Genomic DNA, 25,272 nt, shown 5'->3' on the forward strand with positions numbered 1-25,272 from the left:
TCCCGCGAAAGCGGGCACGCGGGGAGAGCACATGGATGTGCTCTGCTCGCGTGCCCGCTTTCGCGGGAATGACGGCTATGCCGGGGGTGAATGGCATCATCGCAAGCATCACCCTTTCACACTGCCTAACAGCAAACCTTCCAGGTAATACCGCTGCAACGCCAGAAACAGCACCAATACCGGCGCCACGGTGATCATCGAGCCGGCCATCATCAGCTCCGCATCCGTCGCGTGTTCGCGCGCCAGCGACGCCAAGCCCAGCGGCAAGGTGTAATGCTCCTGCCCGGTCAGCACGATCAACGGCCACATGAAGTCGTTCCACGCGAGCAGAAACGTATAGATCGCCAGCGTTACCATGATCGGCTTGAGCAACGGCAGCACGATGCGCACGAAGATGCGCAACTCGCCTGCGCCATCGATACGCGCTGCCTCAAGCAACTCATCAGGAATGCTGCGCGCATACTGGCGAACCAGGAAGATGCCGAATGCACTGGCCATCGCCGGCACGATCACGCCGCCATAATTGTTCACCAGGCCCACGGGCTTGAGCATCAAAAACAAAGGCAGCATCGCCACCTGCGCAGGAATGGCCAGCATCCCGACCACGGCCCTGAACAAGGCATCGCGCCCGGCAAAGCGCAATTTGGCGAAGGCATAGCCAGCCATCAGATTCAGTGCGAGCGACAACACCGTAATCGCCGTGGATACCAGCAGGCTGTTGAGCAGATAGCGCCCCATGCCTGCGCGCACAAACAATTCCTGATAGTTGTGTAGCGTCGCATGCGCCGGCAGCAACGGTGGCGGCAATGCACCCGCCTCACCCGGCTGCATCAGCGATACGGACAGCATCCACAGCATGGGAAATAGCGCGACGAAGGTACCGCCGATCAGCAAGCCGTTGATCAAAGCCTTGGCGATGCGCGGATTCATGCTTCGGCTTCCTTGCGACCAAGCCGCAACATGCATGCCGTGACGACGAACATGATCAGGAACAGCAGGAAGGCAATGGCGGAAGCGGAACCGAGGTTCCACCATTTGAAGCCTTCGTTGTACATCAGATACAGCACGCTGACCGTGCTTTGCAGCGGGCCGCCCTCGGTAATCACGTACGGCTCGGCGAACAATTGGAAGTAACCGGAAACGGTAAGAATGCCCACCATCCACAGCGTCGGCGCGAGCATCGGCAAGGTGATGTGGCGAAACTGCCGCCAGGTGGACGCACCATCGATCCGCGCCGCTTCATAAAGCTCAGCTGGAATGGCCTGCAAGCCCGCCAACAGGATGATCATGTTGTAGCCGAAGTTCTTCCACACCGCGAACAGGATGATCGCGGGCATCGCCCAATGTGGATCGCCCAGCCAATCGACGGGATGAAGGCCGATCCAGCCCAACGCGTAATTCACCAACCCGTACTTGGTGTTGAACAGGTAACGCCAGACCACCGCCACCGCGACCACCGTGGTGACCACTGGCGCAAACAACGCAGTACGGAAGAATGGTTTGCAACGCGCAAGCGGAGAATGGAGTAGCAGCGCAGCGCACAGCGAAATTACCATCGACAGCGGTACACCCACTGCAACGAAATACACGGTATGCCCGAGCGCCGACCAGAACAACGGACGGTGCAGCAACGTCCAGTAGTTGCCGAGTGCGACAAAGCGCAGATTATGGATATCGGCCAGCGCGTAGAGATCGTAATCAGTGAGGCTCAACACGAATGCGCCGATCACCGGCAACAGGAAAAACACCCCTAGCACGATCGCGGCTGGCGCGAGAAACAACCATGCGGAGCGCTGGGCACTCATGGCGGCGCACTCGACGTGTGTTGCGCTCGATCCAGCATCCAGCGCCGCTTTTCCAGAATGCGGTCGGCACGCCGATCGATTTCGGCCGCAGCCTGATCGATGCTGAGATCACCCGCGACGGCTTGTGCGGCGACGAGTTGCATTTCGTTAGCGATCTGCTCCCATTCCGGCACCGGCGGTGTGGGCTTTACGTGTTCCAACTGTTCACGGAACGCCTGCGCCTTGATATCGCTGCGCAAGCTGCCTTCGTTCCACGAGCTGCGCCGCGGTGGCATGTCGCCCAGCAGATCGTAGAAGCGGCTCTGCACTTCGGGACGCGAGAGGTATTCAATCAGCTTCCACGCCGCATCCTTGTTTTTGGCCTTGCGGAAGATCACCAGACTGGAACCGCCGGCAACCGCTGCGCCCGGACCATCCGACCCTGGCAGCAACGCCGTGTTCCATGTGCTCTCTGCCGAGGATGGCAGACGTTTACGAAATTCGCCGATGTTCCATGGGCCGGAGAAGTAGAAACTGTACACGCCGCGGCCGAATTCGACCCACGGATTGCCAGCTTCGACGTTGGTGATGGGCGGCGCTTGATGCAGGCGAAACGTATCGACGTAGAACATCAGCGCGCGCTTGAAACCCGCGCTTTCGAAGTTGCCATAGCGGCCGCCATCGCGCAGCAGCGGGTCGGGTTGCTGCAGCGCCAGCGACATCAGCTGCTCGTATTCATTGGTAGGCAGCAGGATGCCGTATTGGCCGCGCTCAGGATGACTCAATGCGGCGAGCATGCGCCGCCAATCGTTCCAATCGCGCGGCGGCGCATTGAAGCCTGCCGCTTTCAACAAATCGCTGCGATAGAACAGCAGGCGCGTGTCGACGTACCACGGTATGCCATAGAGCGCACCATCGTAGACATTGGTAGACCAGATGCTGGGAAAGTAGTCGTCTGGATGGATGGTCTTTGAGTTGGCGACGCGCGTCTGCAACGGCTCCAAGGCACCAAGTGCAACTAACTCCGGCAACCACGTGTTGCCGAGTTGGGTCATGTCAGGTGTGGAGTCACCAGCGAAGGCTGTGAGTAGCTTCTGATGCGCGGCGCTGAGCGGCAGTTGCTGTAGCGATACGTGGATGTCGGGGTTTTCGCGTTCGAATTCCGGCAGCAGTTGGGTGATGGCTTCGCCTTCGCGGCCGATGGTCCAGAAGGTAAGGGTGCGGGGATCGGAATTTTGTGCACATGCAACCAGACACACATAGACCAGCATTACAGCAATGATTTGCCAAAATGCGGACCGCGCCCTTCCCCCTTCTCTGAGATAGTTGATCTCCTTGGGGCCGTCATTCCCGCGAAAGCGGGAATCCATCTTCGCCTCTGCATCAGGGCGAATGGATTCCCGCTTTCGCGGGAATGACGGCGGGGCAAAATGGATCTTCATGGAAAGATGTAGATACCCATGCCTCTGGATAGAAGAAGTACGCGGAAAGGCGGTCACCTAGTTGTGTGTTCCAGCCACCCTCCCGAGAATCCTGCACGCTGAAGCCCCTTCCGGATATACGGATTCCTGCGCATCACGTTCCACACAAAATCACTACGCCAGTTTTCGATCATCAACACGATCGGCCCCTGATCGATGCCGATCTGCAACGTATCGAACCAGCCTTTTCCGCGTACCACCCTACCCTCTTTGGGTGAAGCATCCGTATCCAAGCTAGGATTGAACGCATCGACGAAACCGTAGCGATCGTAAACATCGTCCCCGTAACGATCTTTCATCGCTTGCAACGCCGGCACCACGACGTCCGGTGCGAAAGCGATGGAGCCGCCCGCTGCAGTGGGCGCGATGGTGCCGTCGTCGGAAACATAGTCCAGGCCGGCACCACGCGCGGTGTAACCATCGAACTTGTGCTCCTTACCATCGGGAAGGCGCAAGGTGATGTCGCCAGGACCATTGCACGCCGTGAGTCCCCACACGTTCGCGTCATAGCCCTTCCAGTGGCCGGGATTGGCGACCGCATACGCACGCTGCGCGTAGACGGCGCGGCGGCCGTTCTCGAAGTAGTCCAGTCCGTGTTCGCGACTCCACGCGTCGCGAATACCACGGAAGTCCACCCACGCTTCACTGTATTGATGGCCGAACAACGGTGCAAAGTTGAGAAAGGTCTGTCCGTAGAAGCTGCCCCATTGCGCGGGATAGCTGCTCGTCCATGCCGGCCAGGCTTTATCGGAAACCGTATGCGTCGGCGAACCCAAGGCGAGGATGTAGACCAGCATGCCCTCGTCATAGCCTTTCCAATCCGCATCGATGAACTTGCCGCCCGGCGTCCAGCCCATGCTGATCAGCGGTGCGCGCGGCTGCATCCAGGTCCAGTCGACGCGTCGATAGATGTCATCTGCTAGCTTGCGGATTTCCTTTTCCTTCGACGTATCACGGTCGTAATAGCTCTGCGCGAACAGCACTCCACCTAGCAATAGCGTGGTGTCGACGCTAGACAGCTCAATCGAGCGCTCGAAGCGCTTACCGGTCTGCATGTCCAGGAAGTGGTAAAAGAAACCGTGATAGCCAGAGGCATTATCTTCGCTGTCGTTTTGCGGGGCATTGGCAAAGAAGCGCAACGTGACCAGCGTGCGATCGACCGCTTGCGCACGCGTAATGTAGCCACGCTCCGCACCAATGCCGTAAGCCGTGAGGCCGAAACCTACCGAAGCAATGCTTGAGAACGAAGGACCCGGATAGTGATCGGGTATCAAGCCGGTGGCAGGATTGGCGCTATCCCAGAACCACTGGAACGTGCGTCGCTCCAGATCCTCCACCATAACCTGCTGCGGTTTGGAAAAGCTCTCGAAGCTGTGCGCGGCCGTACGCGTCCACGCCAGCTGCGTCGCGCCACTGCAGAACACTAGGGCGGCAAGCAGCGCTTTCAGTGCGACAACTCGAAGAAGTCGGGAGGTCATGCGTGGGGACTTTACTCAAGAACATAGGAAAAGGCTCGCGAATTCCGGTACGTCGAGGGGACGCGTACCGGAATTCGAGAGCACTCCCTTTCCATAGGGAGCAAGCGTCATCAGAACTTCACGCCCAGCGTCAGCTTCACTTCGCGCGGCGTGCCATAGATGTTACCGGTGGGGTCATACGACACCAGAACCTTGTTCAACACACTGTTCTGGCCGGGGTTGTAGATGTAATCGCTATAGTTGTTCCAGTTGAACGCGTTGAGCAGATCGAAACGCACGTATCCACTTACGTTCTGATAGATCTTGAAGTTCTTGGTGATCTGGAAATCGATCGAGCGATAGCCAAAGATCGGACCACTCAGGAAGCGTGAACCTGAAGGTGTGTAGGAATACGGGAGGCAACCACTGCCGAGACTACCGTTGCCCGGAGCCGGCGCACCATAGCAAGCGAGATTGATGCCCGGAATAGGCGTGGCCAACGTGAGCTTGTAACCAAACAGAAGTCCCCATGGCGCATCGTTCGAACCGGAAACCACTAAGCGATGCTTGGCCACGGCTGAAGTAAGGTAGGGATAATCTTGAATGGTGGCTTCGTCGAACGCGTATTGATCGGTCACATCCTGGTTGTCGTTGTTCTGCTTCGCCTTCGTGTATGTGTAGGCGATGTTGATGCCCCAGCCCGATTCCGGCGTGTAGGGTTTCTGCGCCGAGATCAGCACCTGCTGCGTCTTCTGCGTCAGGCCATTGTTGGCGATGATCAGATTGCCAAAGCCCGGAATACTCTGGCTCCACGGCTGGCCGCCACCCTGCCAGAAAGCCCCGTTGGGCCAGCGGTTGCCAAGGGTGAACACCACACCCTGGAAACGATTGACCTGCGCCCACGTCACATCGGTGATCCAGTCACCGAGCTGGTTGCGCATGCCAATGCTGACCTGATCGGAGTACGGCGTTTTCAGATGATTGTTCATCAGGTCCACTTCGCGGCCCGCAGTGGTGCCGGTCAGCAGTCCCTGCAGCACACCGATACCGCTCAGATAAGCCGGATTCCACGGAATGCAATTCGGGCTCGGCGTGCACGAGTGGTATTGGTTGGGGAACGTGATGGTCGCTTCGGCCAATGCCAGCTTGGTTTGTTCCAGCTGCAGGATCTCGTAGATGGTGCGGTCATAGGAACGACCGACGCCACCGTGGATCACATGCTGCTGATCACCGTTGATGTCATACGAGAAACCAAAGCGTGGCTGGAATTCATTCTTCTGCGCGTGACGATTGTGCCCGTTGCTGATGTAGTCGTTGACGTTCACTCCGCCCAATGCCAGCGATTGCGCATAAGTCACGCCTGGCGCTGCGTTCGGATTCTGCGAATACAGCGCATTGACCACCGATTGCGGCGTGACGAAATTGAGGTACGACGGTGTTTCTTCGTAATCCCAGCGAACACCCAAGTTCAACGTGAGATGCTGATCCACCGTCCAATCGTCCTGGATATACGCACCGAACTGTTTGTCATTGGTTCTTACGATCGGGCTGGTGCCAGGTAGCGCAATCGGAAACAGCACCTGATATGGCTCTGATAGCGTGCCCGTGGGCGTGACGTCATACGTGAACTGCGGATTGAACTCACCCGCGTCCTGCGCGATGAGCTGAATCAGCTTGTACTTGGCGCCCATTTTGATGACGTGATCGCCATGCCATTCAAGATCATTGAACGTCAAGTCATCCTGAATCGCTGGACCTTTCTGGCCCTTGTCCTGCGTGCCGCGCGGGTCGGCCGCACCCACAGTCAGGATCGATGTGTTTTGGTCGTTATAAGGCGTATACGTGGAACCGTTGCCGATGTTGATGGCACTCGGCTTGAAGAACGCGTTCTCATAGGTGAGCTGCAGGCGGTTGAACCATGCATCTGCACTGTGATCCCAACGGATATCGAAGCGGCGATCGTAGTTGATTTGATTGAGCGCCGAGGACGCTGCCACACCGGTACCGGTCCCGGTGATGGCGGTTTCATGGCGGTACTTGCCACTTACTTCGATGCGATCACGATTAGTCGGCTCGTAGTCGAACTTTAGGAAGTACAAATTTTCCTTGAACGGTAAGCCAGACGGTCCGAGTTGGGCCAACGCGCTGGCCGGCAATTGCGAAATCAATTGCTGAGAGGCCGCACCTGGCACAACCGTGATAGGTGTGTCGTATTCCTTGCCCTCGTAGGCAAGGAAGAAATGCGCCTTGTCCTTGATAATCGGTCCACCGAATGAGAAACCGTATTCCTTATCGTGTGAAGGTGTCTTCTCCCCAGTAGCGGTTTCCGACGGTGTCATTGAGCGCATGCGCGTATCGGTCCAGTCGCCGAACACTTCCCCGTGGTATTCATTGGTACCGGACTTGGTTTCGGCGATCACCGCAGCGCTGGAAATCTGGTCGTACTCGGCCTTGTAGTTAGAGGTGACAACTTTGTACTCGCCGATCGCCAACTGCGGAAACGGGTTGCCTTGGGTGTTGTTCTGCCCGGTAATGCCACCGTTCTCCACGTAGTTCTTCTGGCCAATACCGTCGATGTAGACATTAATGCCGGATGGCGCCTGACCGCCGGATTGCAGGCTGGTGTTGCCGTTCTGCTGCACAGTAAACACCATGCCGGGCACGGTGTCGGCGAACTCAAGGAAGTTACGCGTGATCTGCGGAACCGTCGCGATGTCACGCTGCGACACGAGGGTGCCGACTTCGGAAGTGGTCATCTCCGGCAAGGTGGTAGCACTGACCGTGACCGGACCGAGATTTTGCGCGTTAACGGCAGGTGCTGCTGCAGCTAGATTGAGCGTGGAGGTGGATGCCACCGTCAACGTTACCGTGTGCTCAGTGCCCGTACCTGCGTCAACTTGATAGGTGCCGGGCGGCAAGCTCACCAGCGCGTAGCTGCCATCCTTGCCGGATGTAGTGACGCGCGTGTATCCCGTGGCAACGTTTCGGGCAGTAACCGTGACATTGGGGGCAGCCGTACCGCGCAAGTTCGCATCGGAGCTCTGCGCGAAGGAGATCATCGGCAAAGCTGCAGTGGCGGTGATCGATGCGGCAATCCATCGCGCCAGCATGAGCTTCCGGACATTCGATACGGCTTTCATTGTTTCTCCCCTCCCCGAGCGATGTGCGGGTGTCGTTATGTGGGTGATGGTCGTGGCGACCTGCGGGGCTTGTTCGGTGCGGCAACCGAGCCCTTCTTTGCACCGCAGGATTCGCGGATGACGATGTCGCATCCCAGCGTTTCGACCGATGCTGGCGTGCTATCGGCCGGGTTCAGCAAAGCCGCAAGACGGTCCAATGCAATGCGTCCCAGATCCGCGATACGCACTTGCACCGTGCTCAGTGGCGGCGTGATGTAGCGCGCGATCAGAATGTCGTCGAAGCCAGCTAGCGCGATGTCGCCGGGAACATCGATACCGGCTTCCTTGAAGGCGTACAGGCAGCCGATCGCCATCATGTCGTTGGCGGCGAATACGGCTTGCGGGCGCGGTTTTTTGGCCAACAGTTCACGCCCTGCGCGATAGCCCGATTCCTCGGTGAAGTTGCCATCGACGATGGTGAGCGGCATGCCCGGCGCATGCTTGGTCATGGCGGCGCGATAACCTTTCTCGCGCTGCTGTGCGTCGAAGTTGGTCTTCGGGCCGCTAATGAAAGCGACCTGCTGGTGTCCCGTTTCAATCAAGTGCTGCACCATGGCGATGGCGCCGGCACGGTTGTCGATGTTCAACACCGGGTAGCGCGCGCTTTTCACTGGGCTGTTCAGCAGCACCGCCGACAGTTTTTCGGGGAGGTTTTCTTCCAGAAAGGCTGCGTCGACGTATTCGGAAAGGATCAGCATGCCGTCCACGCGTCCACGCATGGCGCGCACCGCGGCGGCGGCATCGGCCACGCCGTCGTGCGAGCTGGAAACCAACAAGTGCAATCCGCGTGCGCGGGCGGCGAGGTCGATGCCGCGAATCAGTTCCGAGAAGAATTCGCCATACAGATCCGGCAGCACCGCGCCAATGGTGTGCGTGCGACCGGTGATCAAACTACGCGCTGCGTTGTCCGGGATGTAATTGAGGCGATTGGCCACTTCGCGCACGATTTTCTGCGTTTCGGGCGTGACGCCGCCCAGGCCATTGAGCACACGCGATACCGAGGCGACCGAGACCTTTGCCTCGCGCGCAACGTCCTTGATGGTTGCGTTTTTGGTCGTCATCGAAAGCGTCCTTTTGGTTGGATGAATGGCCTTACATCCTAAAGGCTGGCGCAAACGTAAACGTTTTCATGGCAGCTTGTAAAGGCGCTGCTGCGGCCATTTGCGTTGCAGCGCAAAAACCAGAAGGGGTGGTCAACTCACACAAATACGCGCGCTTCGCGCCGTGCCGCTTTCGCAAAGGCGCAAGTCTTCACGCGGCGACGCAGCATCAAATGGTCATCGAAGGCGCCCTTAGCGGGCGAATGTGCGTGAAGGGTATGTGTTGTAGAGGTGTTGCGTGCGCGAAAGGCGTTGCAACGTTGCGCTTACCGCATCATTTGAGTTCATCGCGAGGTTGCTTCACCCCACCCCACCTCCTCCTGCTTGCAGGAGGAGAAGAGAAAGTACGCCCCCTACTGCACGTAGGGGAGGAGGTTGATCTGGCGCGCTGATATTTCCCCAACAATCAGCCCAACATCTCCAACACCTGCGCCGTAGCGCGCACACGTCCCAGTCTTGGAAAGATGTTCTCGATTGCGAAGGCATGATGTTCGCTGCTCGTCGCGCTCATTGCATCCTCGGCGAAGACGATGCCGAACCCGAGTTCCCACGCATTGCGCGCAGTGGATTCCACACCGATGTTGGTGGCGATGCCGCCAAGCACGATATGCTCGATGCCGCGGCGACGCAATTGCAACTCCAGCTCGGTACCGTAGAACGCACCCCACTGCCGCTTGATCACGCGGATGTCGCTGTCGATCGCGCCGAGTTCGTCGGCGAAATCCCACCAGTCAGCCGATGTTGGCTTGGCGGGCGGCGGCCGATCGACCGGCTGGCGCAGAGCGTCGCCACCATCGGCAGACCAGCCCACGCGCACCAGCACTACGGGCGAGCCCAGTTCATGAAAACGCCGAACCAGCGCGCCGGCCTTTTCCAACACTTCGGCAGCAGTGTGGGGGCCGCCCGCGAACGGTAGGATACCCTTCTGCAAATCGATGAGAACGAGCGCCGTGCGGCGCGAATCAAGCTTGTCCACGAGATGCTCCAATTGAGAAAAGTGAGGATATCCTCACTTTGGAGTTTATGAGGATGTCCTCACAAAATTCAACCGGCGTGCGCCGCAAACCCCAACGCCAGCGCGGTCACGAGCGCGTGGCCACGCTGCTGGAAGCAGCCGGTGCATGCTTCGTCGAGAAAGGTTATGAGGGTGCGACGATGACCGAGGTGGCAGCACGCGCTGGCGCGTCGATCGGGTCGCTGTACCAGTTCTTTCCCACCAAGGAAGCGCTGGCGCGCGCACTGCTGCAGCAGTACGCGGAAGCAGTCTACGCGGAACTTGGGAAATTCGCGGAACCGTCGGTGCAATGGACCGTCGAGGAATGGGCCGAGCGGCTGTGCGGGTTCCTGATCAACTTCCGCAAACGCCACCCTGCATTCGTGCCGCTGGTGGAATCCATGCCGAAACCGGCCGCCGATGGCTTGAACATTCGCCGCCGCTTGCGGGCCGAACTGCAGGCGTTGCTGGCACGCCGTGCACCGCATCGTTCGGAAGAAGAAACCTATGCAGCCGCCGTCGTCGTGCAGCAAATGATGAAAGGCGCGGCAGCGATCCAGGCGGAACCGGCTATGCCGGGCCGCCAAGTCGCACTACTGGAAATGCAAAACGCCATGCAGTCGTATCTGCATGGCGTTTTCGGCTGAAAATTCGCTTAGCCGCCCTTCGCGGGATAAGTCTGGAATCCGCCACCTTGTTGTGCCGGCGCTTGCTGCATCGGCTGCGTACCCGGATTTTGCGCGGGTGGCGGTGTGGACGAACCCGGCTGGCGCGCGCCGCACACATAAGCTTCCCAGGGCTGCGAACCGTCCACCGGATCGCCCAGCGGCTTGATGGTGTCTGCATGCATGCCCAAAGCGCTATTGCGCGCCTGCACCTGCAGCTCGTCACGCACTTTGATGTTGTTGCGATCGAACGGACCAACGCGGCTCATCACCGACACCGTGATCTTGCCCAGATCGCGGCAACCGGTAACCTCGCCGCTCCACACGGTACGGACGTTGCTCGAACCCGGATCCGGGTTGATGCCCCAGGTGCAGCCGCCAAGCAACGTAAGAGGTGCGAGCAGCAGCAGAGTCTTGCGCATATGTAGCTCCATCAAAGCGAGAAAGGTGAAAGCTTCCGCATAGCATCGTAGCGCGTCGCTGTTGCCGATCGCAGAACGCCCGCTTAGCGCAGCGCCGTTCGAACGCTCCGCGGACACTGTCCGGTGCGGAGTGTCCGGTGTCCGCGGACAGTCGAGTGCACCCTAACGTACCGACACAAACCCTTTTAGATCAAAGTATTGCAGATGCAAACAGGGCTGGCACAGGGATTGCTGAGTTAAGGGTGAGGGCCTTCGGCCTCTTTTGCTCGAATCGGAGATACGGACATGAAATTCGAAACAGTGATCCTGCGTGGTTTGTTCGTGGCGTGCACGGTGGTTTGCGGCTTGATCCTGGCGGCCATGGTTACCAGCAAGCCGGCGCCGACGCATCTGGCATTCGCCAGCTCCATCGCCGCTCTGCTGACCTCGGCGCCATCGTCCTGCGTGGTGCCCATCGTCGACAACATGATCTGCGTGCGCGCTGCGGGCTGATCCCATCCCCAACTTAAGGAAATACCGTCATGAAATTCGAGACTCTCTTCCTTCGCGGCTTGTTCGGCGCTTGCGTGCTGGTTTGCGGACTCACATTGCTGGCGATGGTGACTGCCAAACCTGCTTCTGCCGTGTCGGCCACCAGCCACACTATCGCGGTCGTCTCGGCAAACACGACGAGCCACGCAGGGACGGCCGGCTAAGCACAGTGCATCGCACCCGATCCATCCGATAATGGCGGCATGCTGCATGTCATTCTCTTCCGTCCCGAAATCCCGCCCAACACCGGCAACGTGATCCGGCTGTGCGCCAACACTGGCGCCGCATTGCACCTGATCCGCCCCTTGGGCTTCGAACTTGACGATACGCGTCTACGCCGCGCCGGACTGGACTATCACGAATACGCACGCGTCACCGTGCACGACGATCTCGATGCCTGCCTCACAGCACTCGATCATCCGCGTGTTTTCGCGTTTTCTACGCGCGGACGCACCTGGCACGTGGACGCGCACTTCAAGCACGGTGATGCACTTCTGTTCGGCTGCGAAACAGCTGGCTTACCCGACGCCGTATTGTCCGCACTGCCTGCCGAACAACGGCTACGGCTACCGATGCGTGCAGACAGCCGCAGCTTGAACCTGTCCAACAGCGTGGCGGTGGCCGTGTACGAAGCGTGGCGGCAGCTCGGCTTTCCGGGCGCCGTCGAGCTTTGAGGCGGCAGGCCCGGCGCGCGGCCGGCTACAATTCCGGAATGACTGCCTCCGCTGCTCCGAACCTGCTCCCCCGGCCATTGCGCAAACTGGCCGGCCGCGCACTGGAAACTGCGCTCAATCACGCGCTTTCGCTCGATCCGGAAAGCCAAGCCAAGCTCATTGCGCTCGACGGACGCAGCGTGCAACTGCATTTGCAAGGCATGGACATGGCCTTGGCGGTGACGGTCGAGGGTCAGCGCCTGAAGGTCGGGCCCGCCGCAGAAAGCAGTGATCTCCGGGTGGCCGCCACGCCGGGCAGCTTGCTGTCGATGTTGTTCCGTCGCCACAACGAAAACCTTGCTCCCGGCAAGGTGGAGATTGCCGGCGACGCGGAATTGGCACGGCGCCTGGAAAAACTCGCCAGCGGCTTCGCACCGGATTTTGAGGAAGCCTTCGCCCGTACCTTCGGCGACGTAATCGGCGTGCCGCTGGCCAAGGCAGTTCGCGAAGGTTTGGCGCACGCGCGCGAAACCGCTTCGCATCTCACCCAGGACGGCGCGGCCTGGTTGCGCGACGAAACAGGCATCGCCGTAGCGCCGGGCGAAGTGGAAAGCTTTCTCGATGATGTCGACGCCTTGCGCGAACGCACCGAACGACTGGAAGCACGCCTTGCACGGCTGGAACGCCTGCAGCGGGGAGCGCGCCCGTGACGTCGTGGAAAGTGATACCTGGTTTGCTGCGTGTCGCCATCGTCCTGTTGCGCTATCGGCTCGATGAGCTGGTGGATGCCACGCATCTGTTCCGTCCGCTCAAATTCGTGCGCCCTTTGCTGGGACGGCCGGTGGTGGACGTGCGCCCGCTCTTGCGCGGCGCACGCATTCGTCTGGCGTTGAACGAACTCGGACCGATCTTCGTCAAGGCCGGGCAGATTCTGTCGACACGCCGCGACCTGGTGCCCGCCGATATTGCCGACGAACTGGCGCTGTTGCAGGACCAGGTGCCACCGTTCCCCGGCGATGAAGCGCGCGCCATCATCGAGCGCGAATTGAAACTTCCGGTGGAGAAGTTGTACGCCAGCTTCGATCCCGTGCCGCTCGCCTCCGCGTCGATCTCGCAGGTGCATGCCGCGACGCTGCACGACGGCCGCGCGGTGGTCGTGAAGGTGCTGCGTCCACGCATCAATGAGCGCATCGCGCGCGACGTCAGCTTGCTGCATTCGCTGGGTGAGATGGCGCAACGCTGGCATCCGAACGCGGACAAGATTCGTCCACTCGACGCGGTGGCCGAAGTCGAGAAAATGCTGGAGAACGAACTCGATTTGCAGCGCGAAGGCGCCAACGCCAGCCTGCTGCGTCGTAACTTCATCAGCGGTGTTGACCTGTATGTACCCGAGGTGCATTGGGAACTCACCACCGCAGGCGTGCTCACGCTGGAGCGCGTCAACGGCCTTTCCAGCGACGATATCGCCGCCATCGATGCGGCCGGCATCGATCGCAAGCAGCTTGCGGCCAAAGGTGTGCGCCTGTTCTATGAGCAGGTATTCCGTGACAATTTCTTTCACGCCGATGCGCACCCCGGCAATATCTGGGTGGACGCGACGCGCGCCCACGAGCCGCGCTTCATTGCGCTGGATTTCGGCATCATGGGGTCGCTGCCGGAAGCCGACCAATATTGGCTGGCGCAGAACTTTATCGCCTTGTTCGAACGCGACTATGCGCGCATTGCCAAGCTGCACGTAGACGCGGGCTGGATGCCATCCAGTGTGCGACTGGACGAACTGGAAGCTGCTGTGCGTACCGTATGCGAGCCGTATTTCACGCGTCCGCTGTCGCAGATCTCACTGGCCGAATTGGTGGTGAAGCTGTTCCAGACTGCGCGCCGCTTCGAGCTCACCCTGCAGCCACAGTTGATCCTGCTGCAGAAAACCCTGCTCAACATCGAAGGCGTGGGCCGATTGCTCGATCCGGACATCGACATCTGGGCGGTGGCCCACCCGGTGCTCAAGCGCATCCTGCGCGAACGCTACAGCCCATTGCGCACGCTGCGCGAAGTCCGCAAGCGCATCCCGGAGTGGTTCCACAACGCGCCGCAATGGCCGGACCTGGTGCGCGATGCCATGCGCCAGGTTGCCGCCGGCGAGCAAAAGCTGCTGCATGATGCAGATCATCTTTTGCATCAACGCAAACTGGTCCGGCGCATGCTGGAGGTGGCTGGCAGCTTATTGCTAGGCACGACGCTGATTGTCTGCGCCACGGTGATGTGGACGTTCGGACATCACCAAAATCCATGGGTGCCGTTGGGCATGGGTGCAGGCGGGCTGCTTTCGTTTGTGAATGGATGGATGCGGCGGTAACGCTTTTTCGATTCACCTCTTTCCATCCATGCTCGACATCCTCTACCAAGACGACGCCTTCATCGCGGTCAACAAACCTGCGGGCCTCGCCGTGCATCGCTCGAAGATGGTGGGCAATGCCGATACCTTCCTGATCGACGTGCTGCGCGAACAAGTCGGCGGCACGCTGTATCTGGCGCATCGCCTGGATCGCGCCACCAGCGGCGTACTGCTGATCGCCCGGTCGACGGAAATCGCCGCTGTATTCGGCGAGCAGTTCATGGGCCGCGATGTGCACAAGCAGTACCTCACGGTCGTGCGCGGTTGGCCGGAACCGGCCGAAGGCGTCGTCGATTACCCGTTGCCGGGTTCGCGCGAGACGGGTCCTCGTCGCGAAGCACAGACTGCGTATCGCCGATTGGAGACGGTGGAGGTACCCATCACGCTGGGGCGCTATCCACAGCAACGGTATGCCTTGGTGCTGGCGGAGCCGAAGACCGGTCGCTTCCGGCAGATCCGCAAGCATATGGCGCACATCCATCATCCCGTGATCGGTGATTGCCAGCATGGCCGCAGCGATCACAACCGTCTCTACAAGCAGTATTTCAGCTGTTATCGCATGCTGTTGCATGCCTGGCGCCTGAGCTTCCGGCATCCGGTCGACAGCCGGCCGATGATGCTGGAGGCACCGCTCGATGCGGCTTACAAGGCGTTGTTGGAGCGCTTCGGCTGGTCGTTACCCAACGATGAAACGATAAGCGTCATGCCGACCGGCTAAACTTGACGGCATGTTGCCCGTAAGCCGAACCATCAACCTGCCGGAATCCGAACTGACCGAGCGCTTTCTACGCGCAGACGGTCCCGGTGGCCAGCATGTCAATCGCACCGAAAGCGCGGTGGAATTGCGCTTCGACGTGCTGCACTCGCCTTCCCTGCCGGACGATGTGCGGGCACGCTTGCTTGCACGCAGCGACCGACGCATGACGGACGAAGGCGTGCTGGTGATCCAGGCGCGCCGCTTTCGCGATCAGGGGCGCAACCGCGAAGATGCGCGGGAGCGCCTGGTGGAAATCCTGCGCAGCGCCCTGGTCGCACCGAAGAAGCGCATCGCGACCAAGCCGACCCGCGCCTCAAAGTTGCGTCGCCTGGAAGGCAAGCAGCAGCGAGCCAAGGTCAAACAAAACCGTTCGCGTTCCTGGAGCCATGAGTGAGCGAATTTCTCCTGCCGGCAGTACCGCCGCAAGCTCCGCGGATCAACAGCCGCTTCTGGCCCTGGCTCATGCGCACCCTGCTTCGGCTTTCCGGATGGCGCCTGCTTGGGCAGTTTCCCGACCAACCTAAGCTGATACTGATCGGTGCTCCGCACTCCTCCTATTGGGATGGCGTGTGGGGGCTGATGATCAAGATCGCGCTGGGCATCAACATCAACATCATGATCAAACGCGAAGTGCTGGATGGTCCGCTTGGCGTGATCCTGCGTCCGATCGGCATGATTCCGATCAACCGCAAGGCGGCATTGAACGTGGTGGGCCAGATGGTGGAACGCTTCAATGAGCGCGAGCAGATGTGGTTGGGCATCACGCCCGAAGGCACACGCAAGCACGTCAAACATTGGAAATCCGGTTTTCTACGTATCGCGCACGAAGCGAACGTGCCGATCCTGCCCATCTTCATCGACTATCCCAGCAAGAGCTTCACGCTCGGTCCGCTGGTTTGTGCCACGGATGATCACGATGCGGACATGGCCGCGATTCGCACGCTGTTCCGTCCGTATCGCGGAAAGCATCGCAATACCGAAGCATCCTAAGAAGGGGATAAGGTGGAAACGTTCGGCATCCAGCATTACGAAGCATTTCTACTCGCCAGCATCGCGCTCAACCTCACACCGGGGCTGGATACGTTCTACATCCTCACGCGCAGCGGGCGCGAAGGGCATGGCGTAGGCATGGCGGCAGCGCTCGGCATCAATGCGGGTTGCATCGTGCATACGCTTGCTGCGGTGCTCGGCATTTCAGCCATCCTGATGACCTCGGCACTGGCGTTTAGCGTGTTGAAGTACCTGGGTGCGGCCTACCTGGTGTGGATCGGCTTGCGCATGGTGTTCTCACGCGCAACCACCCGACCACCCACGGAAACGCTCGGGAAAGGCTTTGCCGCAGCCTTTCGGCAAGGCATGCTGACTAACGTGCTCAATCCCAAGGTTGCGTTGTTCTTCCTGGCCTTTCTGCCGCAATTCGTTTCCATGCATGCAGCGCATCCACAAATTGGCTTGATGCTGCTGGGCTTGAGCTTCATCGGCACCGGCCTGACGTGGTCGACCGTGCTCGCCTTGATGGGTGGCCGCATTCATCGGTTGCTGACAACTCGCCCGCAGTTTGGTCAGTGGATGGATCGGCTGTGTGGAACGGTGCTGGTGGCGTTTGGTGTAAAGCTGGCACTGCAACAACGCAGCTGATGGTTTGCGCGCAAAATCACCTTTCGGAGTGACCGGGTTCGTCGTAGTCGCGGTGCGTCAGCAGTCCCGGCCGAATCAGATCGATGAACGCCTGCGCTTCCCTACTGAGGAATTTCCCTTTGCGCATCACCACGCCATAACTTCGCTGTGGAAAGTACTGGCGCATATTGCGCACAGCCAAACGCTGACGATCTGACTCGGTGATGCATATGCCGGTGACGATGGATATACCTAAGCCCATCGCCACGTATTCCTTGATAACGTCCCAGCCACCAACTTCGATCGCGACGTGATAGGGCACTTGCCGTTGCTGAAACACCAGATCCACCATGCGGTAGGTGGAGAGGCGTTGCGGCGGCAGGATCAAGCCGTAGGGCGAGAGGTCATCCAGCAGCACGCTTTCCTTGCGCGCCAGCGGATGATCAAGCGGCGTAATCAACATCGGGTCGTAGTGATAGACCGGCGCCCACGCAATGTCGTTGGGCACGTCGAGCATGGAGCCCACGGCAAAATCCGCTTCGTCCGCGCGCAATAGTGACAAACCGTCCTTGCCAGTGACGTTAGCCAATTGCAGTTGCACGTCTGGAAAGCGCTCGCGGTATTGCCGAACCAGATGGGGCAGCAGGTATTGGATGGTGGAAGTACCCGCCGCCACGGTCAGCTTGCCCGCCTGCAGACCTTTCACCTTGGCCTGAAACTGGCGATCGAGGTTCTCCCACCCTTCCACCAATGGGCGCGCCAGTTCGTACAACGCTTCGCCGGCATCGGTCAGGTTGATGCGCCGTCGGCTGCGATGAAGCAGTTCCGCCCCCAGCTCACGCTCGAGCGCCTGCAACTGCAGGCTGACGGACGGCTGGGACAGGTATAGCGCCTCGGCCGCACGACTAAGCGTGCCCAGTTTCACTGTGGTGACGAAGGCGCGTATCTGCTTGAGCCGGCTGCCTTTGTAGTAGTAGCGCCCGGTGTCTGCCGCAGGTGCTGTGGTGCGCTTTCGCGCAGCTCGTTTTGGTGTCGCTGGCGGTAGCTTTTTTGTCATGTTCTGGCCTCAAACGCCCCCTTGGATGACAATCGGTTCAATACTTTAGAGTATGTATTGTTTTTTTTAATATCAAAAATTGAAACATTTGCTTTGTCAAATATAGCTTGCTGGCCTAGCTTTTCCACCGGACCCCAAGATCCCAAGGTGGAGCAACCCAATGGCAGTACCCAGCGAAAAACTCGTCAGCCGGCCCATCCAGGTTCATGCAAATACCGCCGGCCATGCGGACGTCCTCACCCCTGAAGCCCTGGCTTTCCTTGGCCGCCTGCATCGGTTCGCCGAACCGCGGCGCCAGCAGCTACTGAAGGTCCGACGTGAACGCCAGGCCCGCTATGACGCGGGGGTGTTGCCGGATTTCCGGCCCGATACCCAGGCGATCCGCGAGAGCGATTGGACAGTGGCGCCCATTCCGGTGCCGCTGCTGGACCGCCGCGTGGAAATCACTGGCCCGGTCGAACGGAAGATGATCATCAACGCGCTTAATTCCGGCGCGAAGGTCTTCATGGCGGATTTCGAAGATTCCTCCGCGCCGAGCTTCGCCAACCAGCTCGACGGCCAGATCAACTTGCGCGATGCCGTAAACGGCCGGCTGGAATACCGCTCACCTGAGGGCAAGAACTATCGCGTGGGTGCCAACCCTGCCCAGCTGGTGGTACGTCCACGTGGCTGGCATCTGCCGGAACGGCACATCACGGTGGACGGCGAAACGATCGCCGGCGCGCTGGTCGACTTCGGCCTGTTTGCCTTCCACAACGCTCACGCGCTGCATGCCCAGGACCGTGGCCCGTATTTCTACTTGCCCAAGCTCGAAGCCATGGAAGAAGCCGCGCTGTGGAATGAGGTGATGGCGCTGGCGGAGGACGAGCTCGATCTGCCGTACGGCACGATGAAAGCCACCGTGCTGATCGAAACGCTGCCGGCAGTGTTTCAGATGCACGAGATCCTGCATGCGCTTCGGGATCGTGCGGTGGGCCTCAACTGCGGCCGCTGGGATTACATCTTTTCCTACCTCAAGACCTTCCGAGGCCATCGCGATCGCCTGTTGCCCGACCGCGGCCAGGTGGTGATGACCGTGCCGTTCCTCAAGACGTATTCGGAACTGCTGATCCAGACGTGCCATCGTCGCGGCGCATTCGCCATGGGCGGCATGGCTGCGCAGATTCCGATCAAGAACGACGACGCAGCGAACGACCAGGCGATGGCCAAAGTGCGCGCCGACAAGTTGCGCGAAGTGCAGGCCGGTCATGACGGCACGTGGGTGGCACATCCTGCGCTGGTGCAGGTAGCGCTGGACATCTTCGACCAGCACATGCCGACACCCAACCAGCTGCACGTCAAACGCGAAGATGTGCACGCCGACCGCGACACGCTGATTGCACCCTGCAGCGGCACCATCACGCGTGCCGGTTTTGACAACAACGTGGAAGTTGCGTTGCGTTACACCGCGGCATGGCTGGAGGGCTTGGGTTGTGTGCCGATCCACAACCTGATGGAAGATGCGGCGACTGCAGAAATCGCACGTGCGCAGTTGTGGCAGTGGCTGCATCACGGCCAACTGGAATTTACCGACCATGCGCCGATCGATTTCGCACTGTTCGATCACGCACTCGCCACTCATGCGCATCGCTTGCAGGAAAGCACTCTCCCCGGCGCGCGGCGCGCGGCCGATGCCGCGCAGTTGCTAGCCGAACTGACGCACGCCGACGAGCTTGGCAACTTCCTCACCCTTCCCGCCTACGAACAGCTCGCCTGATTGCGCGCTGTCGAAGAAAACTTACGGAGCACATGTCATGAAAACCCATTTGCCGACCGCCGAACAGATTGCGCTGGATTGGAAGAACAACCCACGTTGGACAGGTATCCAGCGCACCTACACCGCGGAAGACGTCGCCCGTTTGCGCGGCACGGTAGCCGTCGAACATTCTCTTGCACGGCGTGGCGCGGAACGTTTGTGGAAATCGCTGCACAAGGAGCCGTTCGTCAATGCACTTGGTGCATTGACGGGCAACCAGGCGATGCAGCAAGTGAAAGCCGGCCTGCAGGCGATCTACCTAAGCGGCTGGCAAGTTGCTGCCGACGCTAACGTCGCAGGCGAGATGTATCCGGATCAGTCGTTGTATCCGGCCAACTCGGTACCGTTGGTGGTGAAGCGCATCAACAACACGCTACTGCGCGCCGATCAATTGCATCACGCGGAAGGCAAAGATGACACCGACTGGATGGTACCGATCGTCGCCGATGCAGAAGCAGGCTTCGGAGGCGTGCTCAACGCCTTTGAACTGATGAAGGCGATGATTGAAGCAGGTGCGGCCGGCGTGCACTTCGAGGATCAACTCGCTTCGGTGAAAAAGTGTGGCCATATGGGCGGCAAAGTACTGGTGCCTACGCGCGAAGCCGTCGAGAAGTTGAATGCTGCACGCCTGGCTGCTGACGTGGCCGGCGTGCCGACGATCCTGGTTGCGCGTACCGATGCGGATGCAGCGGATTTGCTCACATCCGACATCGACGAGAACGACACACCGTTTACTACCGGCGAGCGCACCGTCGAAGGTTTCTATCGTGTACGTCCGGGGATCGAACAAGCCATCAGCCGGGGCCTAGCCTATGCACCGCATGCCGACTTGGTGTGGTGTGAAACCAGCAAGCCGAATCTGGAACAGGCGCGCCAGTTCGCTGAAGCGATCCACGCAAAATTCCCGGGCAAACTGCTTGCCTATAACTGCTCGCCAAGCTTCAATTGGAAGCGCAACCTGGATGACACCACGATCGCGAAATTCCAGCGCGAACTTGGTGCGATGGGTTACAAGTTCCAGTTCATCACGCTCGCCGGCTTCCACAGCTTGAACTACAGCATGTTCGAACTTGCACATGGCTACGCACGTCGACAGATGAGTGCGTTCGTGGAATTGCAGGAGAAAGAGTTTGCTGCTGCGGATCTAGGGTTTACGGCTGTGAAGCATCAGCGCGAAGTGGGTACCGGCTATTTCGATGCAGTGACGCAGGCCATCCAGCAAGGTAAGTCGTCGACGACGGCGCTGAAGGGATCGACGGAAGAAGAGCAGTTTCATCAGGCATCGGCGGCGTAAGCTTCTGCATACCCTCCTCTGTGTTCAGGGGAGGGTTGATGCGGGATGTTGAAGTTTGTCGCGTACGCTGGCGATGAGCGTTTGCGTCCCGCCTGCGTAAAAATGCGCAGTGCCCGGCAAGACGAATTAATCGGATAGCAAAGACAACCGTCGATACTGCAGCGCTTCGGCCAAATGCTGACGATCTAGCGCTGCCGCGCCGTTATCCAGATCAGCAATCGTACGCGCCACACGTAGCGTTCGATGATAGGCACGGGCTGACAAACCAAGCCGTTCCAGCGCCGCATCGAACCATTTGCGTTCCGCCGGCCCCAATGCGCAATCGCGTTCCAGTTCGCGATTGCTGATTTCCGCGTTCGGCCGACCGGCACGCGCAAGCGCATGCTGACGCGCGCGCATAACGCGTTTGCGCACCGTGGCGGAATCCTCGGCATAAGCGCTGCGCTGCGTACTCAATTCACTCAACGGCACGGCAGGTACTTCCACGCATAGATCGATGCGATCGAGCAGCGGGCCGGAAATGCGCGAACGATAGCGTTGCACTTGATCGGGCGTGCAGCGGCAGCGCTGACGCGTGTCGCCAGCGTAACCGCAAGGGCACGGATTCATGGCTCCCACGAACTGGAACTGCGCAGGGAATCGAAGTTGGCGCGCTGCGCGTGAAATCAGAATGCTTCCAGACTCCAACGGTTCGCGCAGCACTTCCAGTACGTGGCGGCTGAATTCCGGCAGTTCGTCGAGGAACAGTACACCGTTGTGTGCGAGCGAGATTTCACCGGGTCGTGGCTGCGAACCGCCACCCACCAGCGCCACCGCCGAGGCCGTGTGATGCGGTGCCCGAAACGGGCGTCGGCGCCAATGCGTGAGATCCACGTTCTGACCGGCGACCGAGAGCACAGCACAGGTTTCAAGCGCCTCGGATTCACTCATCGGCGGCAAGATGCCGGGCAAACGCTCAGCCAGCATGGTCTTGCCGGTGCCTGGCGGGCCCATCAGCAGCAGGTGGTGGCCGCCGACGGCAGTGATCTCCAGAGCACGCCGAGCCTGTAGCTGGCCGCGTACGTCGATGAGGTCTGGGCCTACATCGTTGTCGGAGGTCAGCGTCAGCGTTGCGGCGGGCTGCAGCAGTTCCTGAGAGCCACGCAGCCAGCCGCACACGTCGGAAAGCGTGTCGGCGACGCGTACATCCACTTCGGGAATCAACGCGGCTTCATCGGCATTCGCACGCGGCACCACCACTCGACGGCCCCGTGCTCGCGCGCGCAACAGAGCCGGCAACACACCGGAAACCGGGCGCAATTGGCCGGAGAGGGCTAACTCGCCCAGGAACTCGCAATCGTCGAGCTTTTCACGGGGAACCTGATTGCCAGCAGCCAGAATGCCGAGCGCAATCGCCAGATCGAAACGGCCGCCGTCCTTCGGCAGCTCCGCGGGAGCGAGGTTTACTGTCACCCGACGGTTGGGATATTCGAACGCGGCGCTCTGAATGGCCACGCGCACGCGGTCACGCGCCTCGCGTACCGCCGCTTCGGGTAAGCCGACAATATGGGTGCCTGGCAATCCGCCGGAAAGATGTACTTCCACCATCACCTGCGGCGCGGCCACTCCCTCCTGCGCACGACTTAGCGTGACAGCCAAACTCATGGGATGCGGCGACTGGCCATGCGTGTGGAGTCGCTGGTTGGTCGATCCATCGAGCGACTCCGTGGTATCTGGGCGGGTAAAAACGGCCGCCCCCGATTCCTTGGGGTGATGGTGACGAATCGGGGACGGCTACCGGAACTGAACTAGGTCCCTGGAGGCGACATGGCGGCTTCCAGCTCCGCCACACGCGTTTCGAGTTCCTCGACCCGGGCGCGGGTACGCGCCAATACTTGGGTCTGAACGTCGAATTCCTCTCGGGTAACTAGCTCGAGATGGCGCAGTCCCTGCGCCAGGATATCGCGAAAATTGGCGCGCAAATCCGTGTGCGCGTCTACCATCCCTGGCGGAACCAACGAAGCAAGTCGAAGGGCAATTTGATCGATATCCTGCCTGCCCGTCATGGTAGGCACCTCGAACTCGTCGGGGGAAAGTTTAAGTAGAAGTTCAAAAGCCGCGCCATCGGTGTGCTCCGTCAAAGTTTGTAGGAATTTTCCTACACCGCGAGGCAGACTGCCTTCGGAGCGCCAGAATGGATATGCTCCGCATCCGCACCGCGCGCCCTGGCCCGTCGTCCCGCCGAGGAAATTCCATGAAATTGGTTGTGGCTGTCATCAAACCGTTCAAGCTGGACGATGTCCGCGAAGCGCTGGCCGAAGCTGGCGTGCAAGGGATTACCGTCACCGAGGTCAAAGGTTTCGGCCGACAGAAGGGCCACACGGAACTTTACCGCGGGGCCGAGTACGTGGTCGATTTCCTACCCAAGATCAAGGTGGAAGTGGCCGTGGACGACGACCAGCTTGAGCGGGTGGTCGAGGCGATCAGCCAGTCAGCCCGTACCGGCAAGATCGGCGATGGCAAGATCTTCGTGAGCAACCTGGAGCAGGTGATCCGCATCCGCACCGGCGAGCTTGATCACGACGCGCTGTAATCAAGCCTGGTCCGGAATCCCCGGCCGACTCCTTACGATGCGCTGGTGATGGATCAGCAACCCGGCGTAATAGCAGATGTAGTACCCCACGAATAAGCCGAACATGGCCAGGGTCAGCGGACTCTGGCCGATCTCGGGGCCGTGGACGGGTGGCGTTGCGCCGGTCGGGTCTTGCAGCTGGGGCGAGAGCATAGCGAAGCGCCATACCAACCGCGCCAGCAGCAAAGCGGTGATGATGGCACCCATATAGGGATTGGGCACATAGCAGTCGCCCTTCACCGGATCCAACTCGAAGCGGCTGAGACGAAGCCCAAGAAGACCCAGCGCCACCCCGGCGATCACGCCGCCGGCAAGTCCCTCCATCAGCCGTATGTCGTGCACCGCGACGCTGGCAATGAGGCTGCCAATCACCGCAAAGATCACGATGCGCGCCATCATCTTGTTGCGTCGGATCGGCTGCAGACCGAACTGGGTGCGCACACGCCGCCATACGATGAAGATGATCACCGGAATCAAAGCCAGCGGCATGGTGAAATGAGGAGTCATGGAATCTGCCCGCGCAGGAAAGTCCCGAGCAGATTAACAGCGCTTTTCATGACAGGCGATTGACGCCTGTCATGCGTTTCCTGCGCAGGCGTCTTATTTGGCCTTGCCCTGATTGGCCACGGCCGCCATCTTGGCCGCGATCGCATCCGCATCGCCCAGGTAATAGTGGCGCAGCGGAGTGAGTTGGTCGTCGAATTCGTAGACCAACGGCACACCGTTAGGGATGTTCAATTCGACGATCTCCTCGTCGGAGATATTGTCCAGATACTTCACCAGCGCGCGGATCGAATTGCCGTGCGCCACAAGCAGCACGCGCTGGCCACTGCGGATCGCCGGGGCCAGCACCTCGTTCCAATAGGGCATCACGCGGTCCACGGTGTCCTTCAGGCACTCGGTGTCAGGGATCAGCTTGGGATCGAGTCCGGTGTAGCGCGGGTCTTTCAACGAGGGATTTTCGGCGCGCGGCAATGGCGGCGGCGGAATGTCATAGCTGCGACGCCAGACCTTTACCTGGTCCTCGCCGTACTTGGCCGCGGTTTCGGCCTTGTTGAGGCCGGTGAGGCCACCGTAATGTCGCTCGTTGAGGCGCCAATCGGTGAGCACCGGGATCCACATGAGGTCCATCGCATCCTGCACATGCCACAGCGTACGCACCGCGCGCTTGAGCACCGAGGTGTGTGCCACGTCGAAGTGATAACCGGCCTGCACCAGCAATTCGCCCGATTCGCGCGCCTCGGCGACGCCTTGCTCGGTGATGTCGACGTCGGCCCAACCGCTGAAGCGGTTTTCGAGGTTCCATTGAGACTGGCCGTGGCGGATCAAGACGAGTTTATGCATGGGTTTCGATTCAAATGAAGCGGGGCAAGTAGGGAATGGTGAAGGCGGTGCGTAGCCGCGTCAATTCCTGGCCCGTGTCGGAAGTCACGCTAAACCCTACTGGAACCGGGGGCATCCTATGCCAGTCTCATCCTTAGGA

General features: G+C 60.0%; 26 protein-coding genes. 13 read left to right on the forward strand and 13 right to left on the reverse strand.

The window, feature by feature from the left end:
- Positions 1-108: 108 nt before the first annotated feature.
- From QQJ86_RS11230 to QQJ86_RS11260, 7 genes are all read right to left on the reverse strand, one after another.
- Positions 109-930 (reverse strand): carbohydrate ABC transporter permease, encoded by an 822-nt coding sequence (locus tag QQJ86_RS11230; protein WP_284321036.1) that lies wholly within the window; start codon positions 928-930, stop codon positions 109-111.
- The gene (locus QQJ86_RS11235; protein ID WP_284321037.1) at positions 927-1,805 is read right to left on the reverse strand and encodes a carbohydrate ABC transporter permease; all 879 of its coding nucleotides are present in this window, start codon (positions 1,803-1,805) and stop codon (positions 927-929) included. Before QQJ86_RS11235 ends, QQJ86_RS11230 begins: the two co-directional genes overlap by 4 nt.
- Complete coding sequence (locus tag QQJ86_RS11240) at positions 1,802-3,055, reverse strand: sugar ABC transporter substrate-binding protein (protein ID WP_284321038.1); 1,254 nt, start codon at positions 3,053-3,055, stop codon at positions 1,802-1,804. Before QQJ86_RS11240 ends, QQJ86_RS11235 begins: the two co-directional genes overlap by 4 nt.
- Before the next feature lie 224 nt (positions 3,056-3,279).
- Positions 3,280-4,743 carry a glucoamylase family protein gene (locus tag QQJ86_RS11245; RefSeq protein WP_284321039.1) on the reverse strand — a complete coding sequence of 488 codons (1,464 nt, stop codon included), beginning with the start codon at positions 4,741-4,743 and terminating at the stop codon, positions 3,280-3,282.
- A gap of 110 nt (positions 4,744-4,853) precedes the next feature.
- Positions 4,854-7,862 carry a TonB-dependent receptor gene (locus QQJ86_RS11250; RefSeq protein WP_284321040.1) on the reverse strand — a complete coding sequence of 1,003 codons (3,009 nt, stop codon included), beginning with the start codon at positions 7,860-7,862 and terminating at the stop codon, positions 4,854-4,856.
- 35 nt (positions 7,863-7,897) lie between these two features.
- Positions 7,898-8,962 (reverse strand): LacI family DNA-binding transcriptional regulator, encoded by a 1,065-nt coding sequence (locus QQJ86_RS11255; protein WP_284321041.1) that lies wholly within the window; start codon positions 8,960-8,962, stop codon positions 7,898-7,900.
- A gap of 445 nt (positions 8,963-9,407) precedes the next feature.
- Complete coding sequence (locus QQJ86_RS11260) at positions 9,408-9,977, reverse strand: hydrolase (RefSeq protein WP_284321042.1); 570 nt, start codon at positions 9,975-9,977, stop codon at positions 9,408-9,410.
- A 53-nt stretch (positions 9,978-10,030) separates the two neighbouring features.
- On the opposite strand from QQJ86_RS11260, the gene QQJ86_RS11265 reads away from it, so the two are divergent.
- Positions 10,031-10,642 (forward strand): TetR/AcrR family transcriptional regulator, encoded by a 612-nt coding sequence (locus QQJ86_RS11265; RefSeq protein WP_284321043.1) that lies wholly within the window; start codon positions 10,031-10,033, stop codon positions 10,640-10,642.
- A gap of 8 nt (positions 10,643-10,650) precedes the next feature.
- On the opposite strand, the gene QQJ86_RS11270 is transcribed toward QQJ86_RS11265, so the two are convergent.
- On the reverse strand, positions 10,651-11,082 hold the full coding sequence (locus QQJ86_RS11270) for a DUF4156 domain-containing protein (protein ID WP_284321044.1): 432 nt from the start codon (positions 11,080-11,082) through the stop codon (positions 10,651-10,653).
- A gap of 285 nt (positions 11,083-11,367) precedes the next feature.
- Between QQJ86_RS11270 and QQJ86_RS11275 the strand changes: the two genes are divergently transcribed.
- The 9 genes from QQJ86_RS11275 (at position 11,368) to QQJ86_RS11315 (ending at position 17,053) form a co-directional block, all read left to right on the forward strand.
- Entirely contained in the window at positions 11,368-11,574 is a 207-nt protein-coding gene (locus QQJ86_RS11275) for a hypothetical protein (protein WP_284321045.1), read from the forward strand.
- A gap of 29 nt (positions 11,575-11,603) precedes the next feature.
- A complete protein-coding gene (locus QQJ86_RS11280; protein ID WP_284321046.1) occupies positions 11,604-11,777 on the forward strand; it encodes a hypothetical protein in 174 nt (57 codons plus the stop codon).
- A 39-nt stretch (positions 11,778-11,816) separates the two neighbouring features.
- Positions 11,817-12,287, forward strand: coding sequence for a tRNA (uridine(34)/cytosine(34)/5-carboxymethylaminomethyluridine(34)-2'-O)-methyltransferase TrmL (trmL, locus tag QQJ86_RS11285; RefSeq protein WP_284321047.1), 471 nt, complete (start codon positions 11,817-11,819; stop codon positions 12,285-12,287).
- Between the two features lie 38 nt (positions 12,288-12,325).
- Positions 12,326-12,976, forward strand: a complete 651-nt coding sequence (locus QQJ86_RS11290) for a ubiquinone biosynthesis accessory factor UbiJ (protein WP_284321048.1) — start codon at positions 12,326-12,328, stop codon at positions 12,974-12,976.
- Positions 12,973-14,619 (forward strand): ubiquinone biosynthesis regulatory protein kinase UbiB, encoded by a 1,647-nt coding sequence (gene ubiB / locus QQJ86_RS11295; RefSeq protein ID WP_284321049.1) that lies wholly within the window; start codon positions 12,973-12,975, stop codon positions 14,617-14,619. Before QQJ86_RS11290 ends, ubiB begins: the two co-directional genes overlap by 4 nt.
- A gap of 28 nt (positions 14,620-14,647) precedes the next feature.
- Positions 14,648-15,376 carry a pseudouridine synthase gene (locus tag QQJ86_RS11300; RefSeq protein WP_284321050.1) on the forward strand — a complete coding sequence of 243 codons (729 nt, stop codon included), beginning with the start codon at positions 14,648-14,650 and terminating at the stop codon, positions 15,374-15,376.
- Positions 15,377-15,386: 10 nt separating this feature from the next.
- Positions 15,387-15,809 (forward strand): alternative ribosome rescue aminoacyl-tRNA hydrolase ArfB, encoded by a 423-nt coding sequence (gene arfB, locus QQJ86_RS11305; protein WP_284321051.1) that lies wholly within the window; start codon positions 15,387-15,389, stop codon positions 15,807-15,809.
- A 68-nt stretch (positions 15,810-15,877) separates the two neighbouring features.
- Positions 15,878-16,405, forward strand: coding sequence for a 1-acyl-sn-glycerol-3-phosphate acyltransferase (locus tag QQJ86_RS11310; protein ID WP_423372997.1), 528 nt, complete (start codon positions 15,878-15,880; stop codon positions 16,403-16,405).
- Between the two features lie 12 nt (positions 16,406-16,417).
- On the forward strand, positions 16,418-17,053 hold the full coding sequence (locus tag QQJ86_RS11315; protein ID WP_284321053.1) for a LysE family translocator: 636 nt from the start codon (positions 16,418-16,420) through the stop codon (positions 17,051-17,053).
- 16 nt (positions 17,054-17,069) lie between these two features.
- On the opposite strand, the gene QQJ86_RS11320 is transcribed toward QQJ86_RS11315, so the two are convergent.
- Positions 17,070-18,089 (reverse strand): LysR family transcriptional regulator, encoded by a 1,020-nt coding sequence (locus QQJ86_RS11320; RefSeq protein WP_284321054.1) that lies wholly within the window; start codon positions 18,087-18,089, stop codon positions 17,070-17,072.
- Between the two features lie 160 nt (positions 18,090-18,249).
- Between QQJ86_RS11320 and aceB the strand changes: the two genes are divergently transcribed.
- Together aceB and aceA are read left to right on the forward strand one after the other, a co-directional pair.
- A complete protein-coding gene (aceB, locus tag QQJ86_RS11325) occupies positions 18,250-19,845 on the forward strand; it encodes a malate synthase A (protein ID WP_284321055.1) in 1,596 nt (531 codons plus the stop codon).
- Positions 19,846-19,882: 37 nt separating this feature from the next.
- The gene (gene aceA / locus QQJ86_RS11330) at positions 19,883-21,178 is read left to right on the forward strand and encodes an isocitrate lyase (RefSeq protein WP_284321056.1); all 1,296 of its coding nucleotides are present in this window, start codon (positions 19,883-19,885) and stop codon (positions 21,176-21,178) included.
- Positions 21,179-21,304: 126 nt separating this feature from the next.
- On the opposite strand, the gene QQJ86_RS11335 is transcribed toward aceA, so the two are convergent.
- Together QQJ86_RS11335 and QQJ86_RS11340 are read right to left on the reverse strand one after the other, a co-directional pair.
- A complete protein-coding gene (locus QQJ86_RS11335; RefSeq protein ID WP_284321057.1) occupies positions 21,305-22,822 on the reverse strand; it encodes a YifB family Mg chelatase-like AAA ATPase in 1,518 nt (505 codons plus the stop codon).
- Positions 22,823-22,965: 143 nt separating this feature from the next.
- Positions 22,966-23,298, reverse strand: coding sequence for an accessory factor UbiK family protein (locus tag QQJ86_RS11340; protein ID WP_423372863.1), 333 nt, complete (start codon positions 23,296-23,298; stop codon positions 22,966-22,968).
- Between the two features lie 113 nt (positions 23,299-23,411).
- Between QQJ86_RS11340 and glnK the strand changes: the two genes are divergently transcribed.
- Positions 23,412-23,750 (forward strand): P-II family nitrogen regulator, encoded by a 339-nt coding sequence (gene glnK / locus QQJ86_RS11345; protein WP_284321058.1) that lies wholly within the window; start codon positions 23,412-23,414, stop codon positions 23,748-23,750.
- Here the strand turns inward: glnK and QQJ86_RS11350 are convergent, their stop codons facing one another.
- Both QQJ86_RS11350 and gpmA read right to left on the reverse strand, forming a co-directional pair.
- Positions 23,751-24,296, reverse strand: coding sequence for a CcdC protein domain-containing protein (locus tag QQJ86_RS11350; protein WP_284321059.1), 546 nt, complete (start codon positions 24,294-24,296; stop codon positions 23,751-23,753).
- 93 nt (positions 24,297-24,389) lie between these two features.
- The gene (gene gpmA / locus QQJ86_RS11355; RefSeq protein ID WP_284321060.1) at positions 24,390-25,133 is read right to left on the reverse strand and encodes a 2,3-diphosphoglycerate-dependent phosphoglycerate mutase; all 744 of its coding nucleotides are present in this window, start codon (positions 25,131-25,133) and stop codon (positions 24,390-24,392) included.
- Between the last annotated feature and the right edge of the window lie 139 nt (positions 25,134-25,272).

Source organism: Dyella acidisoli (genome assembly GCF_030160295.1).
Lineage (GTDB): Bacteria > Pseudomonadota > Gammaproteobacteria > Xanthomonadales > Rhodanobacteraceae > Dyella_B > Dyella_B acidisoli.